General features: G+C 65.4%; 14 protein-coding genes. 7 read left to right on the top strand and 7 right to left on the bottom strand.

The genetic code is table 11. The annotated features are described in order from the left end of the window. Positions 1-23: 23 nt before the first annotated feature. The gene (locus FB562_RS05540) at positions 24-1622 is read right to left on the bottom strand and encodes an ABC-F family ATP-binding cassette domain-containing protein (protein WP_141880234.1); all 1599 of its coding nucleotides are present in this window, start codon (positions 1620-1622) and stop codon (positions 24-26) included. Positions 1623-1773: 151 nt separating this feature from the next. Between FB562_RS05540 and FB562_RS05535 the strand changes: the two genes are divergently transcribed. After that, positions 1774-2421: a biotin transporter BioY gene (locus FB562_RS05535; protein ID WP_185740463.1), complete on the top strand. Its 648-nt coding sequence runs from the start codon at positions 1774-1776 to the stop codon at positions 2419-2421. A gap of 27 nt (positions 2422-2448) precedes the next feature. Here FB562_RS05535 and FB562_RS05530 read toward each other — a convergent pair whose 3' ends face one another. Genes FB562_RS05530 through sufB form a run of 5 tightly spaced genes read right to left on the bottom strand, consistent with a single transcriptional unit; the run spans position 2449 to position 6545 of the window. Continuing rightward, positions 2449-2778 (bottom strand): metal-sulfur cluster assembly factor, encoded by a 330-nt coding sequence (locus FB562_RS05530; RefSeq protein WP_141880232.1) that lies wholly within the window; start codon positions 2776-2778, stop codon positions 2449-2451. A 4-nt stretch (positions 2779-2782) separates the two neighbouring features. Next, on the bottom strand, positions 2783-3547 hold the full coding sequence (gene sufC / locus FB562_RS05525; RefSeq protein WP_141880231.1) for a Fe-S cluster assembly ATPase SufC: 765 nt from the start codon (positions 3545-3547) through the stop codon (positions 2783-2785). Between the two features lie 56 nt (positions 3548-3603). Next, positions 3604-3924, bottom strand: a complete 321-nt coding sequence (locus tag FB562_RS05520; RefSeq protein ID WP_141880230.1) for a non-heme iron oxygenase ferredoxin subunit — start codon at positions 3922-3924, stop codon at positions 3604-3606. Beyond that, positions 3921-5126: a Fe-S cluster assembly protein SufD gene (sufD, locus tag FB562_RS05515; protein ID WP_141880229.1), complete on the bottom strand. Its 1206-nt coding sequence runs from the start codon at positions 5124-5126 to the stop codon at positions 3921-3923. Before sufD ends, FB562_RS05520 begins: the two co-directional genes overlap by 4 nt. Then, the gene (sufB, locus tag FB562_RS05510; RefSeq protein WP_141880228.1) at positions 5127-6545 is read right to left on the bottom strand and encodes a Fe-S cluster assembly protein SufB; all 1419 of its coding nucleotides are present in this window, start codon (positions 6543-6545) and stop codon (positions 5127-5129) included. 374 nt (positions 6546-6919) lie between these two features. Here sufB and FB562_RS05505 point away from each other — a divergent pair, with 374 nt between their 5' ends. Beyond that, positions 6920-7816 carry a COX15/CtaA family protein gene (locus FB562_RS05505; protein WP_246081346.1) on the top strand — a complete coding sequence of 299 codons (897 nt, stop codon included), beginning with the start codon at positions 6920-6922 and terminating at the stop codon, positions 7814-7816. Positions 7817-7849: 33 nt separating this feature from the next. Here the strand turns inward: FB562_RS05505 and FB562_RS05500 are convergent, their stop codons facing one another. Next, positions 7850-8770 (bottom strand): heme o synthase, encoded by a 921-nt coding sequence (locus FB562_RS05500; protein WP_141880226.1) that lies wholly within the window; start codon positions 8768-8770, stop codon positions 7850-7852. A gap of 289 nt (positions 8771-9059) precedes the next feature. On the opposite strand from FB562_RS05500, the gene tkt reads away from it, so the two are divergent. From tkt to FB562_RS05475, 5 genes are read left to right on the top strand one after another with little or no spacing between them, the layout of a single operon-like run. Then, positions 9060-11159: a transketolase gene (tkt, locus tag FB562_RS05495; RefSeq protein WP_141880225.1), complete on the top strand. Its 2100-nt coding sequence runs from the start codon at positions 9060-9062 to the stop codon at positions 11157-11159. A 58-nt stretch (positions 11160-11217) separates the two neighbouring features. Next, positions 11218-12324, top strand: a complete 1107-nt coding sequence (tal, locus tag FB562_RS05490; RefSeq protein WP_141880224.1) for a transaldolase — start codon at positions 11218-11220, stop codon at positions 12322-12324. Then, a complete protein-coding gene (locus FB562_RS05485) occupies positions 12321-13922 on the top strand; it encodes a glucose-6-phosphate isomerase (protein ID WP_141880223.1) in 1602 nt (533 codons plus the stop codon). Before tal ends, FB562_RS05485 begins: the two co-directional genes overlap by 4 nt. Then, entirely contained in the window at positions 13919-15460 is a 1542-nt protein-coding gene (gene zwf / locus FB562_RS05480; RefSeq protein ID WP_141880222.1) for a glucose-6-phosphate dehydrogenase, read from the top strand. Before FB562_RS05485 ends, zwf begins: the two co-directional genes overlap by 4 nt. Continuing rightward, complete coding sequence (locus FB562_RS05475) at positions 15457-16404, top strand: glucose-6-phosphate dehydrogenase assembly protein OpcA (protein WP_141880221.1); 948 nt, start codon at positions 15457-15459, stop codon at positions 16402-16404. The genes zwf and FB562_RS05475 overlap by 4 nt, the downstream gene beginning before the upstream one ends. Positions 16405-16406: the final 2 nt, after the last annotated feature.

The following is a 16406-nucleotide window of genomic DNA, read 5'->3' as shown; positions in this document are numbered from 1 at the left end:
CAGGCCTCTGCCGGCCTGATCGTCTATTCCAGACCGACGAGGTCCGCGTAGTCCTTGTTCCAGTGATCTTCGACCCCGTCGGGGAGAATGAGCACGCGCTCGGGGTTGAGCGCCTCGACCGCCCCCTCGTCGTGACTGACGAGGACGACGGCGCCCGCGTAGTTCGCGAGGGCATCCAGGATCTCGATACGGCTGGCAGGGTCGAGGTTGTTCGTGGGCTCGTCGAGCAGGAGAACATTGGCACCCGAGACGACGATCATCGCCAACGCGAGCCTGGTCTTCTCTCCACCCGAGAGCACCCCGGCCGGCTTGTGGGCGTCGTCACCCGTGAACAGGAAGGAACCGAGCACACGACGGGCCTCCATCTCGGTGAGGTTCGGCGAGGAGGAGACCATGTTCTCGAGCACGCTGCGCTTGACGTCGATCGTTTCGTGCTCCTGCGCGTAGTAGCCGATGCGCAGGCCATGACCCGGCTCGACCTGCCCGGTGTCTGGCTCGTCTACGCCGGCGAGCATGCGCAGCAGCGTCGTCTTTCCGGCACCGTTGAAGCCGAGGATGACGACCTTCGAACCCCTGTCGATCGCGAGGTCGACGGCGGTGAAGATCTCGAGTGAGCCATAGCTCTTGCTCAGGTTCTTGGCCATCAGCGGGGTGCGGCCGCAGGGCGCGGGCTCAGGGAACCTCAGCTTGGCGACCCTGTCGACTGCCCGGACCTCTTCGAGCCCCGAGAGCATCTTCTCCGCCCGGCGCACCATCTGGTGGGCGGAGGCGGCCTTGCTGGCCTTCGCGCCGAAGCGAGCAGCCTGCATCTGCAGCACTGCAGCCTTCTTCTCGACGTTGGAGCGCTCCTTCTTGCGGCGCTCCTCATCGGCTTCGCGCTGGCGGAGGTAATGCTTCCAGCCCATGTTGTAGACGTCGATGGACTGACGGTTCGCATCGAGATAGAAGACCTTGTTGACGGTCTCCCCCACGAGCTCGATGTCGTGGCTGATCACAATGAAGCCACCACCGTAGTTCTTGAGGAACTCGCGCAGCCACACCACCGAGTCCGCGTCGAGGTGGTTCGTCGGTTCGTCCAGGATCATCGTCTGCGCGTCGGAGAAGAGGATGCGGGCGAGTTCGATGCGTCGGCGCTGCCCGCCCGAAAGGGTTTTGAGGGGCTGGTCGAGGATGCGGTCGGGCAGCTTCAGGTTGCTGGCGATCGAGGCTGCCTCAGCCTCGGCCGCATAGCCGCCGAGGGCGTCGAAGCGGTCGGTCAGCTTCGAATAGCTCTTCATCGCGGCATCGGCGACGGCGGGATCGTCTGAGCCCATCTCCATCGTTGCCTTCTGCATGCCCAGAACGAGCTGCCCGAGCCCTCTGGCATCGAGGATGCGGGTGCGCGCGAGATCCTCTGGGTCGCCTGACCGCGGATCCTGCGGAAGATAGCCGATCTCGCCCGTGCGATCAACGGTTCCCGCATTGGGCAGGCCCTCGCCCGCCAGCACCTTCGTGAGCGTCGTCTTACCCGCTCCATTGCGCCCGACGAGGCCGATCTTGTCACCGCGGTCGACGCGGAACGTCACCCCGTCCATGAGCGTGCGGGCGCCAACCCGGATTTCGAGGTCTTGCACGCTGAGCACAGGCAGGGTCCATTTCTTGCGCCATCGATCATGGCCGGATGTTGAGGGGAAACTCCTAGTATATTTGCGATTGCGGGAGCCAGTGCCCGCGGGCGCTCGCCTGCGGACGGGCGCGACGGGGAGCGAGGGGCCGATGGACAGCATACGCAGGGTGCTTCGACGGGCAACGCTCCGTTTCGGGCCGATCACCCTGGCCGATCGTGTGTTCCAGCCAGGCCTCGTGATGGACCTCGTTCTCGTGTTCTGTGGCGCAGGCCTGATCGCCATCATCGCCCAGGTGAGTGTGCCGCTCTGGCCGGTGCCCACGACAGGGCAGATCGCCGGAATCCTGATCGTCGGCTACAGCCTCGGCATGGTCCGAGGAACGCTCGCCGCCGGAATCTACGTCGGCATGGGGGCCATCGGTCTTCCCGTGTTCAGCAACGGAGCCGGAGGCCTGGACAGGCTCCTCGGATCGACGGGCGGCTTCATCTTCGGCTTCGTGCTCGGCGCTCTCGTCGCGGGAATCTTCGCCGCGAAGCAGTGGGATCGCACCTTCGGCCGGGTCGTGTTGGCATCGACGATCTGCACGCTCGTCATCTACGCAGTCGGGCTGCCCTGGCTGGCGGTCGCCAACGACTACAGTGTGCGCCAGACGATCGAGCTGGGCCTGTATCCCCTGATCCTTGGGGCTGTTCTGAAGATCGTGGTCGTTTCGGCGCTCATGACCGGCGCATGGTCGTACATCCACCGTTTCGACCGGCGGGCCGCCTCCGCGGAGGCATGGGCGATCGGCAACGATCCCAGGCGCAGCTTCTGACCCTGACGACCGCGGATGCCTCTGGCGTCAGATCGCGAAGCCGATGGCACGCATCATGTCGCGACCATCGTCGGTGATCTTCTCGGGACCCCACGGCGGCATCCACACCCAGTTGATGCGGAACTGTTCGACGACCCCGTCGAGGGCCTGAGCTGTCTCATCCTCGATCACATCGGTGAGGGGGCATCCTGCCGATGTCAGTGTCATGCTGATGATCAGAGCGTTGTGCTCCTCGTCCCAGGTGAGGTCATAGATGAGGCCCAGATCGACGATGTTCACGCCGAGCTCGGGGTCCATGACCTCTTTCAGCGCTTCTTCGACCTGATCGAAGAGTTGCGGTTCGAGTGCTACTGCCATGGTTCTAGCCTACGTTCGTGTCGGCCAGAAAGCGATCGTAGCCCTCGTTCTCAAGCCGGTCCGCAAGCTCAGGGCCACCCTCTTCTGCGACGCGCCCGTCGACGAAGACGTGCACGAAGTCCGGCTTGATGTAGCGCAGGATGCGCGTGTAGTGGGTGATGAGCAGAAGGCCCATTCCGGTCGTGTCCTTTGCCCGGTTGACACCCTCGGACACGATCTTGAGCGCGTCGACGTCGAGCCCGGAGTCGGTCTCGTCGAGAACAGCGAAATGAGGCTTCAGAAGCTCGAGCTGCAGGATCTCGTGACGCTTCTTCTCTCCGCCGGAGAAGCCCTCGTTGACATTGCGCTCCGCAAAGGACTTGTCCATGCGAAGGTTCGCCATCGAGCCGCGCAGGTCCTTCAGCCAGGCACGGATGGGCGGGGCCTCGCCGTCGACGGCCGTCTTCGCGGTGCGCAGGAAGTTGGTGACGGTGACCCCGGGGATCTCGACCGGATACTGCATGGCGAGGAAGAGGCCGGCGCGAGCCCTCTCGTCGACCGACATCGCGAGGATGTCCTGGCCGTCGAGCGTGATGGAGCCACTCTCGACGTGGTACTTCGGGTGGCCGGCGATCGTGTAGGCCAGGGTCGACTTGCCGGAGCCGTTCGGCCCCATGATGGCATGGGTCTCGCCGGAGGCCACCGTGAGGTCCACTCCGTTGAGGATCGGCTTCGTGCCCTGCTCGGTCTCGACGCTGACGTGCAGGTCCTTGATGATGAGTGTTGACATGAGGTGAATTCTTCTTTCTTCGCTACAGCTGGGGAGGGATCCTGCAGCGGTGTCTATTAGGGGAAGGTCGGGGTCGGGTCGATGTAGACGTCGCCGTCCACGATCGACACCGCGAAGACGGGGACCGGTTCATAGGCGGGAAGCGTGATCGGCTTGCCCGTCTTCAGCGAGAACTGCGAGCCGTGAGCCCAGCACTCGAGGGTGTCGTCCTCGACGAAACCCTCCGAGAGCGAGATGTCGCCGTGGGTGCAGGTGTCACCGATCGCGTGGATGTCGCCCGCCGAATCCCTGACCACTGCGATGGGGGTGTCGCCGATGACGACGCGCACTGCGGTTCCCACGGAGATGTCATCGACCGCGCATACCTTGACCGTCATCGTGTCGCCGCCAGTTCTGCCTCGATGGCCTCGTGGAGGTGCGCCTCGATCTCGGGCACGCCGATCTTCTGGACGACCTCGCCGAGGAAGCCCCTGACGACGAGCCTGCGTGCCTCGTCTTCCCGGATTCCCCTCGCCTGCAGGTAGAAGAGCTGCTCGTCGTCGAAGCGACCGCTGGCACTGGCGTGGCCGGCACCCTTGATGTCGCCTGTCTCGATCTCGAGGTTGGGCACGGAGTCGGCGCGGGCGCCCTCCGTGAGGAGCAGGTTGCGATTCTGCTCGTAGCTGTCGGTGCCCGTGCCGTTACGCCCGATGAGGACATCGCCGATCCAGGCCGTGTGCGCCCCCTCGCCCTGCAGCGCACCCTTGTAGGTGACATGCGACACGGTGTTCGGTGCGTCGTGGTTCACGAACACCTGGTGCTCGATGTGCTGACCGGCGTCGGCGAAGTAGAGGCCGTATACCTCCGCGTCGCCCCGCTCGCCTGCGAGACGCACGGAGGGGTTGATGCGGGCGACGAGTCCGCCGAGGGTTGCGCTCACATAGCGAAGCTTGGCCCGGCGACCGACGGTGGCGAAGTGACTGGCCAGGTGCACGGCATCGTCATCCCACTCCTGCAGGGAGACGACCGTGATGGCGGCTTCGTCCTCGACGACGATCTCGAGGTTCTCGGCCAGCATGGCCTTGCCCCGATTGTCGAGCACGACGACACCGCGGCTGCCCGCGGTCGCTGTGATGACGGTGTGCGCGGCCCTGGGCTCGGAGCCCATGGCGGACCGGATGACTGTTACACGGCCATCCTGCCCGTCCAACACGATGTGTGCGGCGCGCTCGAAGCTGCTCCAGGCGTTCGCCGAGGCACGATCCTCAGGGATTCCCGCGGTGCCGATGTGGGCATCCGTGCGCTCGATCCATTCGAATCGCGCGGACCCTGTCGTGGAGACCTCGGGTTCGACCGGGCTTCCGTTGAGGCTGTCGCCTGTCAGGGGCCTGACCGCTCCGAGGGGCGTGTACTTCCACTCGGAATCCGTGGCCTGCACGGGCTGGAAATCCGCGACGTCGTACGACGAGAAGCGTTCCGACCGCGTCTGGATGGGCGCGATGCCGAGTCCTCCGACGCTGTGCTGCTTCGAGCCGAGGCGAGAGTGGTTGATCGACGGGTTAGCTGTGGGGGTATGGGCAGATGCCACCGATGTCGCCATCTATCCGACAGATCCTTCCATGCCCATCTCGATGAGCTTGTTGAGTTCCATGGCATATTCCATGGGAAGTTCGCGGGCGATCGGTTCGATGAAGCCGCGAACGATCATGGCCATGGCCTCGTCCTCCGGCATGCCCCGAGACATGAGATAGAAGAGCTGCTCCTCGCTCACGCGGGACACTGTCGCTTCATGGCCCATCTGCACGTTGTCCTCGCGGATGTCCGTGACCGGGTAGGTGTCCGAGCGGGAGATCGTATCGACCAGAAGCGCATCGCACCGCACCGTGTTGGCCGAGTGGTGCGCGCCCGCGGCGATACGGATCTCACCGCGATAGCCTGTGCGGCCACCACCTCGGGCGATCGACTTGGAGACGATCGATGACTGCGTGTGCGGAGCCATGTGGATCATCTTGGCGCCAGCATCCTGATGCTGACCGGGGCCGGCGAAGGCCACCGAGAGGGTCTCGCCCTTGGCGCGCTCCCCCACCAGATAGATCGACGGGTACTTCATCGTCACCTTGGAGCCGATGTTGCCGTCCACCCACTCCATCGTCGCGCCCTCATGGGCGATGGCCCGCTTGGTGACGAGGTTGTAGACGTTGTTCGACCAGTTCTGGATGGTCGTGTAGCGCACACGTGCATTCTTCTTGACGATGATCTCGACGACGGCGGAGTGCAGCGAATCCGACTTGTAGATCGGCGCGGTACATCCCTCGATGTAGTGCACGTAGCTGCCCTCGTCGGCGATGATCAGCGTGCGCTCGAACTGGCCCATGTTCTCCGTGTTGATGCGGAAATAGGCCTGAAGCGGGATCTCGACGTGGACGCCGGGAGGCACATAGACGAAGGAGCCGCCGGACCACACCGCAGTGTTCAGCGCAGCGAACTTGTTGTCACCCGAAGGGATTACGGTGCCGAAGTACTCCTCGAAGAACTCGGGGTGCTCGCGCAGTGCAGTGTCGGTGTCGGTGAAGATGACGCCCTGAGCCTCGAGGTCCTCGCGGATCTGGTGGTAGACGACCTCGGACTCGTACTGAGCGGTGACCCCGGCCACCAGGCGTGAGCGCTCGGCCTCGGGGATGCCCAGCTTCTCGTACGTGTTCTTGATGTCGTCGGGCAGATCCTCCCAGGTCTGGGCCTGCTTCTCGGTGGAGCGGACGAAGTACTTGATGTTGTCGAAGTCGATACCGGAGAGGTCGGCACCCCATGCGGGCATCGGCTTCTTGTAGAAGAGCGCGAGTGCTTTCAGACGATTCTTGAGCATCCACTCGGGTTCATCCTTGAGCGCCGAGATATTGGCGACGACCTCCGGGGACAGGCCACGGCGGGCGGATGCGCCGGCGGCATCAGAATCGGACCAGCCGAATTCATAGATGCCGAGGCTCGAGAGTTCCGGACGATCGATCAGAACATCTGACATGACTAACCTCTTCTTCTTCACTGGCCACAACCGCGGGAGAATGACGTGCATTCCCCGGCCGGACCGTGCTGCTGCCTTCGCAGCCTGACAGAGCACACGCCGCAATCATCCGGGAGTGACGTTCGTCTGGGTGGTCGCTTCTGCACTGACCGTCATGGGCGAGTGCCCTGGAACCAAGTTCCTGAGCGACGTCGTTCCGTGCGACATATGCGCAGTTCTGCCTGCCTAGAATGAACAAGGAAACGGGGAGTGACCCCGGTATCTGCGTTGACACCCCGGCATTGGCTGTGTTCCTGAACGGCTCAATTCTATACGGTGTCGCTGCAAAAGTAACGAAGGACGGGAAAACCGTGAGCAGTGCGTCCGATCTGGCCGTGAAGACCCCCCAGAAAGCCGCGACGGCACTGCCGAAAGCCATTCTTGTGTTCGCCTGGCTGTCGTTGATCGCAGAGGTCGTGATCATCGGCACGGGCGGCGCCGTGCGCCTGACCGGATCCGGCCTCGGCTGCCCGACCTGGCCCACGTGCACCCCCGAGTCACTCGTCCCCACCGCGGAGATGGGCATCCACGGCGTCATCGAGTTCAGCAACCGCATGATGAGCATGGTGGTGGGCCTTCTCGCGCTCGTCGTGCTCGTGCTCGTGTGGCGACTGCGTGCGACACGCCGAGACCTCTTCGTCCTGGCAGCGATCGTGCTCGGCGGCGTTGTCGCCCAGGGAATCGTCGGCGGCATCTCGGTGCTCACGGGCCTGAACCCGTTCATCGTGGGCTTCCACTACGTCGCCTCGCTCGCGCTGGTCTGCGTCACCGCCGCATTCCTCGTGCAGGCATACTCCCCCGTCGGCCCGCGCGTTCGAGTCGTACCGTCATGGTTCGCCGGCATCGCCCACGCGACGAGCCTCGTCGTCGCCGTCACGATCGGGGTCGGAGTGTTGACGACGGGATCCGGTCCGCACTCGGGCGATGCCACCGCAGGCCGCACGGGGTTCAACGTCGAGATCCTCGAGCATCTCCACGCCTGGCCCGCTTACCTCGCGTTCGCTCTCACGATCGTGCTCGTTGTCGCGGCTGCGGTGCGCCGCCTACCCGTTCTGGGTTGGGCCGCCGCTCTCCTCGCGGTCGAGCTGGTTCAGATCGCCGTGGGTCTCTTCCAGGCGCGCAACGGCCTGCCGGAGCTGGTCGTCGGCGTGCACATGATCCTCGCCAGCCTTCTCGCAGCGGTCATGACCGTTGTGCTGCTCAGGATGAAGCGAGCGGCGCCCGCCGAATAGTTCCGAGCGTGCCGGGAGGCTAGACGGCGCGCGTCAGAACGGGAGCAGCGGGTCGACGCCGACGGCCACGAAGACGAGCGTCAGATACGTGATGGACGCGTGGAAGAGACGCATCGGGCTCGGCTCCTCGTGCCGGATGGCCCTGCCGTAGAGCTTGTGCGACTCGATGATGAACCACGCGCCCGAGGCGAGAGCCACGATCGTGTAGGTCCAGCCCATCGGATGCACCGGCACCAGCAGGAGTGAGCAGACGACGGTCGCCCACGCGTAGAGGATCGTCTGCAGCCCGACCTGGGCGCGGCCGCGCACCACAGCGAGCATCGGCACATTGGCCGCCGCGTAGTCCTTGCGGAACTTCATCGAGAACGGCCAGTAGTGCGGCGGCGTCCAGAGGAAGACCACGAGGAACAGGATGATGGCGGACCAGCTGACCGACTCGGTGACGGCCGCCCAGCCGATGAGAACAGGGAAGCATCCCGCGATTCCACCCCAGATGATGTTCTGCGACGTGCGGCGCTTGAGGATCAGCGTGTAGACGACGACGTAGAAGAAGATCGCCGCCGCCGAGAGCACTGCCGCGAGCCAGTTCGTGGTGACCCACAGCAGCGCGACGGAGACGACACCGAGAACCCAGGCGAAGACGAGGGCTTCACGATCTGACACGGCTCCTGTGACGAGCGGTCGATTGGCGGTGCGCTTCATGACGCGATCCATGTCGCGGTCGATGTAGCAGTTGAACGCCCCCGCGGATCCTGCGCTGAGGGCACCCCCGATGAGCGTCCAGAGCATGAGCCACAGGTTGGGGATGCCGCCATGAGCCAGGATCATGACGGGTGCCGTCGTGACGAGGAGAAGTTCGATGACCCGCGGCTTGGTCAATGCGAGGTAAGCGCGGACTTTGGCCATTCCTCGTGCCCTCTCCGAGTGCACCGGGGCGTCGATGGTTGTGTCCATTACTCCTCTAACAGCAGTGGTTATTCCAAGAATCCAGTGTAGGCCACCCCATGGGCGGGGCCCGCGCCTCGTGAGTGGGGGCGGAGCCGCAGAACACGACGCGGGGCGACCCGTAGTCCCTATACTTGGGAATGGCCTGCCCCCGCAGGAGGTCGCTGACCATCAGCTTCGCGCTGTCGGCGATCGCTGACGGATGTGCCGATGATGTCCGGGTGGGTGCTCTTTCTATTCGCATGCCGTACTTCATAGCGGCGCCGGTAACAGCAGCAGAAGAAGGGTCATCATTCACGTGGCAGCTCTCCAATGGGATCCCATTGACAACCAGGCGGTCGACACGGCCCGTATCCTCGCAGCAGACGCCGTCGAGAAGGTCGGCAACGGCCACCCCGGCACCGCGATGTCGCTCGCGCCTGCGGCCTATCTGCTCTTCCAGAAGGTCATGCGTCGTGACCCGTCCGACAACGAATGGATCGGTCGCGACCGCTTCATCCTCTCGGTCGGGCACTCCTCGCTGACGCAGTACGTTCAGCTCTATTTCGGCGGCTACGGCCTCGAACTCGACGACCTGAAGGCACTGCGCACCTGGGGCTCGAAGACACCGGGTCACCCCGAGTACGGTCACACCGATGGCGTCGAGATCACGACCGGTCCTCTCGGCCAGGGTCTCGCGTCCGCCGTCGGCTTCGCCTACGCGTCGCGCTTCGAGCGCGGCCTGTTCGATCCCGAGGCTGCAGCAGGCACGAGCCCCTTCGACCACTTCGTCTACGTCATCGCCGGCGACGGCGACCTGCAGGAGGGCATCACGAGCGAGGCATCCTCGCTCGCCGGCCACCAGCAGCTCGGCAATCTGATCGCCATCTACGACAGCAATCAGATCTCCATCGAGGACGACACCAACATCGCCTTCACCGAAGACGTGCAGGCCCGCTACGAGGCCTACGGCTGGCAGGTCCAGACCGTCGACTGGAAGAAGACGGGCGAGTACCACGAGGACATCCAGGAGCTGAACGCGGCCATCGAGGCCGCGAAGGCAGAGTCCTCCAAGCCCTCGCTGATCATCCTGCGCACCATCATCGGATGGCCGGCACCGAACAAGCAGAACACCGGCAAGATCCATGGCTCCGCACTGGGCGCCGACGAGCTGGCAGCCACCAAGCGTGCGCTCGGTTTCGACCCGGAGAAGACCTTCGAGGTCGCCCCCGAGGTCATCGACCACACCCGCAAGGCGCTTGAGCGTGGCGCTCAGGCGCACGCGGAGTGGAACGAGTCGTTCGAAGCCTGGGCCGCAGCCAACCCGGAGCGCAAGAAGCTCCTCGACCGGGTCCTCTCAGGCGAGCTCCCCGAGGGCGTCGATGAGGCCCTCCCCGAGTTCGAAGCGGGCAAGGACATCTCGACGCGCGCAGCATCCGGCAAGGTACTCACAGAGCTCGGCGGTGTCATCCCCGAGCTCTGGGGCGGATCGGCCGACCTGGCGGAGTCGAACAACACCACGATCGGCGGCGCCGCATCCTTCGTGCCGGCCGAGCACTCCACGGCCGAGTGGAAGGGCGACCGCTACGGTCGCGTTCTGCACTTCGGCATCCGCGAGCACGCGATGGCGGCCATCCTCAACGGCATCGTGCTGCACGGCAACACCCGCCCCTTCGGCGGTACGTTCCTGATCTTCAGCGACTACATGCGTCCGGCTGTGCGCCTGGCGGCACTCATGAAGGCACCCTCGGTGTTCGTCTGGACCCACGACTCCGTCGCCCTCGGCGAGGACGGCCCGACCCACCAGCCGATCGAGCAGCTTGCGACGCTCCGCGCCATCCCCGGTCTCGATGTCGTGCGTCCCGCCGACGCCAACGAGGTGGGCTGGGCTTGGAAGAACATCCTCGCCCGCCGCGAAGGCCCGGCCGGAATCGCACTCACGCGACAGAACATCCCCGTGTTCGAGCGTGGCGACGGCGATGCGGAGGGCGAGACGTTCGCCTCGGCCAAGAACGTCGTTCGCGGTGCCTATGTTCTCGCTGAGGCTCCTGGTGGGACCCCCGACGTCATCCTGATCGCCACGGGTTCCGAGGTGCAGCTCGCCGTCGAGGCGCGCGAGCAGCTGAGGGCCGAGGGTATCAACGCCCGCGTCGTGTCGGCTCCGAGCCTCGAGTGGTTCGAGGAGCAGGACTCCGCATACCGTGAGTCGGTGCTGCCGGAGTCCGTCAAGGCGCGAGTCTCCGTCGAGGCTGGCATCGCGCTCACCTGGCGCCCCTACGTCGGCGACGCCGGCCGTAGCGTCTCGATCGAGCACTTCGGCGCATCCGCCGACTACAAGACCCTGTTCCGAGAGTTCGGCATCACGACCGAGCATGTGGTCGCAGCGGCGAAGGAATCACTCGCCGCAGCACAGCGTTAACAACGACAGAGCGCGCGACAGCGCCACCAGCTTCACAAGCACAGAGGAAGAAGACGTTATGACCAGCCCCCTCGCAGAACTCTCCGCCGCAGGCGTCAGCATCTGGCTCGACGACCTGTCCCGGGACCGCATCGTCTCAGGCGGTCTGCAGAAGCTCATCGAAGACCGCAACGTCGTCGGTGTCACAACCAACCCCACGATCTTCGCCGGAGCGCTGGCGAAGGGAGCGAGCTACGACAAGCAGGTCTCGCAGCTCGCCGCCTCCGGCGCCAGCGTCACGGATGCCGTCTTCGACATCACGACGCATGACGTGGCATCCGGATGCGACATCCTGCGGCCCGTCTACGACGCCACGGCGGGCGAAGACGGACGCGTCTCGATCGAGGTGGAGCCGGGCCTCGCGCACGACGCCGCAGGCACCATTGCGCAGGGCAAGGAGCTGTGGGCCAAGGTCGACCGCCCCAACGTCATGATCAAGGTGCCCGCGACCGTCGAGGGCCTCGAGGCCATCACGGCGCTGACCGCCGTCGGCATCAGCGTCAACGTCACGCTGATCTTCAGCCTCAGCCGCTACCGCGAGGTCATCAACGCGTACCTCACGGGCCTCGAGCAGGCCAAGGACGCCGGAGTCGACCTCGCGGGCATCCGCTCGGTCGCCTCCTTCTTCGTCTCCCGTGTCGACACCGAGATCGACAAGCGACTCGACGCCATCGGAAGCGACGAGGCGAAGGCACTCAAGAGCAAGGCCGGCGTGGCCAACGCGCGACTCGCCTACCAGGTGTTCGAGCAGGCGTTCGATACCGAGCGTGCCAAGGGCCTGCTGGCGGCCGGCGCCAATGTGCAGCGGCCGCTCTGGGCCTCCACCGGAGTCAAGGACCCCGCCGTCCCGGACACCACCTACGTCGTTGAGCTCGTCGCCCCGAACATCGTCAACACGATGCCGGAGAAGACGATGGAGGCCACCTTCGACCACGGTGAGATCCGCGGCGACACGGTGACCGGAGCGTACGCCGACGCCAACGAGGTGCTCGACGCGATCGACGCGCTCGGCGTCTCCTACGACGACGTCACTGCGCTGCTCGAGAAGGAGGGCGTTGACAAGTTCATCGTCTCCTGGAACGAACTGCTCGACACCGTCAGCGCCGCTCTTGAGGCGGCACGGTGAGTTTCGACATCACGGTCAGCGGGGCAGCCGCTGAAGCCGTGGATCGGATCGTGCCGCAGCTGGTGAGCGATCTGGTCGCCTCCCGCATCACGGCGCAGGATCCCTCGCTCTGGGGTGCGGCCGCAGAGGATGAGGCTTCGAAGCGGCTCGGCTGGACCGAGGCCGTCGTCGTGTCCGAGGGGCTCGTCGGCGACATCATCGCCCTGCGTGATCACCTTCGTTCCGTCGGCGTCAACCACATCGTGCTCGGAGGTATGGGCGGATCCTCGCTCGCCCCCGAGGTGATCACCCGGACCGCCGGTGTCCCGCTCACGGTGCTCGACGCGACCGACCCGTCCCAGGTGCTCTCGGCACTGCGCGACAGGCTCGCCACGACCGCCGTCGTCATCTCCTCGAAGTCGGGCTCGACGGTTGAGACCGACAGCCAGAAGCGTGTCTACGAGAAGGCGTTCCGCGACGCGGGAATCGACCCCACCGATCGCATCGTCATCGTGACCGACCCGGGATCCCCTCTCGATCAGGCTGCGCGTGCCGACGGCTACCGCGTGTTCAATGCGGACCCTGCTGTCGGCGGGCGCTATTCCGCGCTCACCGCGTTCGGCCTCGTCCCGTCCGGTCTTGCCGGAGTCGACATCGCCGCACTCCTCGACGAGGCCTCCTCCGTCGCGGGCAGACTCGCCGTCGACCGCCCCGACAACCCGGGCCTGATCCTCGGCGCCGCCATGGCTGGTACGCGCCCGCTGCGCGACAAGCTCGCCATCGTGCCCGACGGCACCTACATCGTCGGGTTCGCCGATTGGGCCGAGCAGCTCATCGCCGAGTCCACCGGCAAGGAGGGCCGGGGTGTGCTGCCCGTCGTTCTGGGCAAGGACTCCCCCGAGGTCTCCCTCGGACTCCCCGATGTGCAGATCGTGCGCCTCGTCGAGAGCGCCCGTGAGACCGAAGAGGTCATCGAAGGCGAGATCGAGATCAGCGGCACGCTCGGCGCGCAGCTTCTCGTGTGGGAGTACGCCGTCGTCATCGCAGGACGCCTCCTCGGAATCAACCCCTTCGATCAGCCCGACGTCGAATCGGCGAAGATCGCCACCCGTGGGCTGCTCGACGACCGCCCGGAGCCGACCGCTCCGGTCTTCAGCGAGGGCACCATCGAGGTTCGCGGAACGGCCGACGTCGTGGCAGGAGAGCAGACGCTCGATGCCGTGATCGACCGGCTGCTCGCATCAGTTCCTGAGAACGGCTACATCTCGATCCAGGCCTATCTCGACCGTCATGCCCACCCTCGCCTCGAACGGCTCCGCGATCGCATCGCGGCCCGCACGAAGCGGCCCGTCACCTTCGGGTGGGGGCCCCGCTTCCTGCACTCCACCGGCCAGTTCCACAAGGGTGGGCCCGCCGTCGGAGTCTTTCTGCAACTCGTCGGAACGGCATCCGAGGATCTTGAGATCCCCGAGCGTCCATTCACCTTCGGGCAGCTCATCCAGGCCCAGGCGGCAGGCGACGCGAGCGTGCTCGCGGAGCACGGACGCCCGGTTCTCACCCTGACCCTGGGCGAACCCGTCGCCGACGTTCCCCGACTGCTGGAGACCATCAGCCAATGACCCCGGTGGAGATCACCCCCGACTTCAACCCGCTGCGACTCCCCTCCGATCGGCGCCTGAACCGCATCGCAGGTCCGAGCGCGCTCATCATCTTCGGTGTCACGGGCGACCTGTCGCGCAAGAAGCTCATGCCCGCGGTGTATGACCTTGCAAACCGCGGCCTCCTTCCGCCCGGTTTCGCGCTCGTGGGATTCGCACGACGCGAATGGGAGGATCAGGACTTCGAGAAGGTCGTGCACGACTCGGTCAAGCAGTACGCGCGCACGCCGTTCGACGAAGACGTCTGGGCCCAGCTGGCCCAGGGCATCCGCTTCGTCCAGGGAGAATTCGACGACGATGCGGCATTCGAGAAGCTCAAGCAGACGCTTGAACAGCTCGACCGCGATCGCGGCACGATGGGCAATCACGCCTTCTACCTGTCGATCCCGCCGAAGTCGTTCCCGCAGGTCACCGAGCAGCTTCGCCGCTCCGGCCTCGCCGAGCAGAAGGACGGACAGTGGCGCCGCGTCGTCATCGAGAAGCCCTTCGGAAGCGACCTCACCACCGCCCGTGAGTTGAACTCCGTCGTCGAGTCGGTCTTCCCGCCCGACTCTGTCTTCAGGATCGACCACTACCTGGGCAAGGAGACGGTGCAGAACATCCTTGCGCTGCGTTTCGCCAACCAGCTCTTCGAGCCGCTGTGGAACGCCAACCATGTCGATCACATCCAGATCACCATGGCGGAGGACATCGGAGTGGGCGGCCGCGCCGGCTACTACGACGGAATCGGGGCGGCGCGCGACGTCATCCAGAACCACCTGCTGCAGCTCCTCGCCCTCACGGCGATGGAGGAGCCCGTCAGCTTCGATGCCGCATCTCTCCGCGCAGAGAAGGAGAAGGTGCTCTCGGCGATCACCCTGCCCGAAGACCTGAGCACCGTCACAGCACGGGGCCAGTACTCCTCGGGCTGGCAGGGCGGCGAAGAGGTCGTCGGCTTCCTCGAAGAAGACGGGATGAATCCCGAATCGCTCACGGAGACCTACGCCGCCATCAGACTCGACATCGGCACAAGACGGTGGAGTGGTGTGCCGTTCTACCTCCGCGCAGGTAAACGACTCGGCCGTCGCGTCACCGAGATCGCCGTCATGTTCAAGCGTGCCCCGCAGAGCCTGTTCGCCGACAGTCAGACCTCGGCCCTCGGCCAGAACGCGCTCGTGATCCGCGTCCAGCCCGATGAGGGTGTGACCATTCGATTCGGATCGAAGGTTCCGGGCGCAGGCATGCAGGTGCGCGACGTGACGATGGACTTCGGATACGGGCACGCCTTCACAGAGGCCAGCCCCGAAGCCTACGAGCGGCTCATCCTCGATGTTCTCCTCGGAGACCCACCCCTCTTCCCCCGGCACGAAGAGGTCGAACTGAGCTGGAAGATCCTCGACCCCATCGAGCATTACTGGGCGACGCAGGGACAACCGGAACAGTACCGACCCGGCACCTGGGGGCCGAGCTCGGCCGACGAACTACTCGCCCGCGACGGCAGGACCTGGAGACGGCCATGATCATCGACCTTCCCGACACAACGGGCAGCAAGATCTCGAAGGCGCTCGTGACCATCCGAGAGGAAGGCGGCGCCGTCGCTCTGGGCCGCGTGCTCACGCTTGTGATCGCGACGGACCTGGGCAAGGAGGAGCAGGCGATCGAGGCCGCCAACGACGCCTCCCGCGAGCACCCGATGCGGGTGATCGTCGTCTCGACTCCTGTCGACGGCGGTACAGCCGGGGGCGCCAGACTCGACGCGCAGATCCGCGTCGGCGGCGACGCCGGAGCGAGTGAGGTCATCGTGCTCAAGGCGTTCGGCGAGAACGCCGCCAACGCGGAGGGTCTCGTCATGGGGCTGCTGCTCCCTGACGCCCCCGTTGTGGCGTGGTGGCCGGGCCGGGCACCAGAGGTGGTTTCGACCTCGCCCATCGGCCGCATCGCACAGCGCCGGATCACCGACTCGGCCGCGCAGGCCGATCCGGGCGCATTCCTCGACTCCCTCGCCGAAAGCTACGCCCCGGGCGACACCGACTTCGCCTGGACCAGGCTCACCCTGTGGCGGGCGCAACTCGCGGCAGTGCTCGACCAGCCTCCTTTCGAACCCATCGTCGCGGTCAGGGTGAGCGGATCATCCGACTCACCGTCGACGCTGTTGCTCGCCGCATGGCTGCAGAAGCAGCTGCAGGTCGAGGTCGAATGCGACCTCACCGAGCCCGACGACTTCTCAGGAATTCACGGCGTCGTGCTCACCCGGTCCTCCGGCGACATCAGCCTCGACCGGGTACACCTCCCCGTCGCCACCCTTTCGCAGCCGGGCCAGCCCATGCAGGACATTTCGCTTCCCCGGCGGAGCCTGCGAGACTGTCTTGCAGAAGAGTTGCGGCGACTCGACCCGGATGACCTCTTCGGCGAGGTCATCACGAAGGGCCTCGGCGAACTCGCACAGTCCTCCTCGCGAAAGTAGTC

This window comes from Homoserinimonas aerilata, assembly GCF_006716125.1.
Lineage (GTDB): Bacteria > Actinomycetota > Actinomycetes > Actinomycetales > Microbacteriaceae > Homoserinimonas > Homoserinimonas aerilata.
The sequence above is the reverse complement of the archived record's forward strand: the minus strand, read 5'-3'. Positions and strand labels throughout refer to the sequence as shown.

Coding starts and splice junctions, on each gene's coding strand:
- FB562_RS05520 (WP_141880230.1), bottom strand. CDS start 3,924: ATGACGGTCAAGGTATGCGCGGTCGATGACATCTCCGTGGGAACCGCA.
- zwf (WP_141880222.1), top strand. CDS start 13,919: ATGACCCCGGTGGAGATCACCCCCGACTTCAACCCGCTGCGACTCCCC.
- FB562_RS05530 (WP_141880232.1), bottom strand. CDS start 2,778: ATGGCAGTAGCACTCGAACCGCAACTCTTCGATCAGGTCGAAGAAGCG.
- sufD (WP_141880229.1), bottom strand. CDS start 5,126: ATGGCGACATCGGTGGCATCTGCCCATACCCCCACAGCTAACCCGTCG.
- sufC (WP_141880231.1), bottom strand. CDS start 3,547: ATGTCAACACTCATCATCAAGGACCTGCACGTCAGCGTCGAGACCGAG.
- FB562_RS05475 (WP_141880221.1), top strand. CDS start 15,457: ATGATCATCGACCTTCCCGACACAACGGGCAGCAAGATCTCGAAGGCG.
- FB562_RS05500 (WP_141880226.1), bottom strand. CDS start 8,770: ATGGACACAACCATCGACGCCCCGGTGCACTCGGAGAGGGCACGAGGA.
- sufB (WP_141880228.1), bottom strand. CDS start 6,545: ATGTCAGATGTTCTGATCGATCGTCCGGAACTCTCGAGCCTCGGCATC.
- tal (WP_141880224.1), top strand. CDS start 11,218: ATGACCAGCCCCCTCGCAGAACTCTCCGCCGCAGGCGTCAGCATCTGG.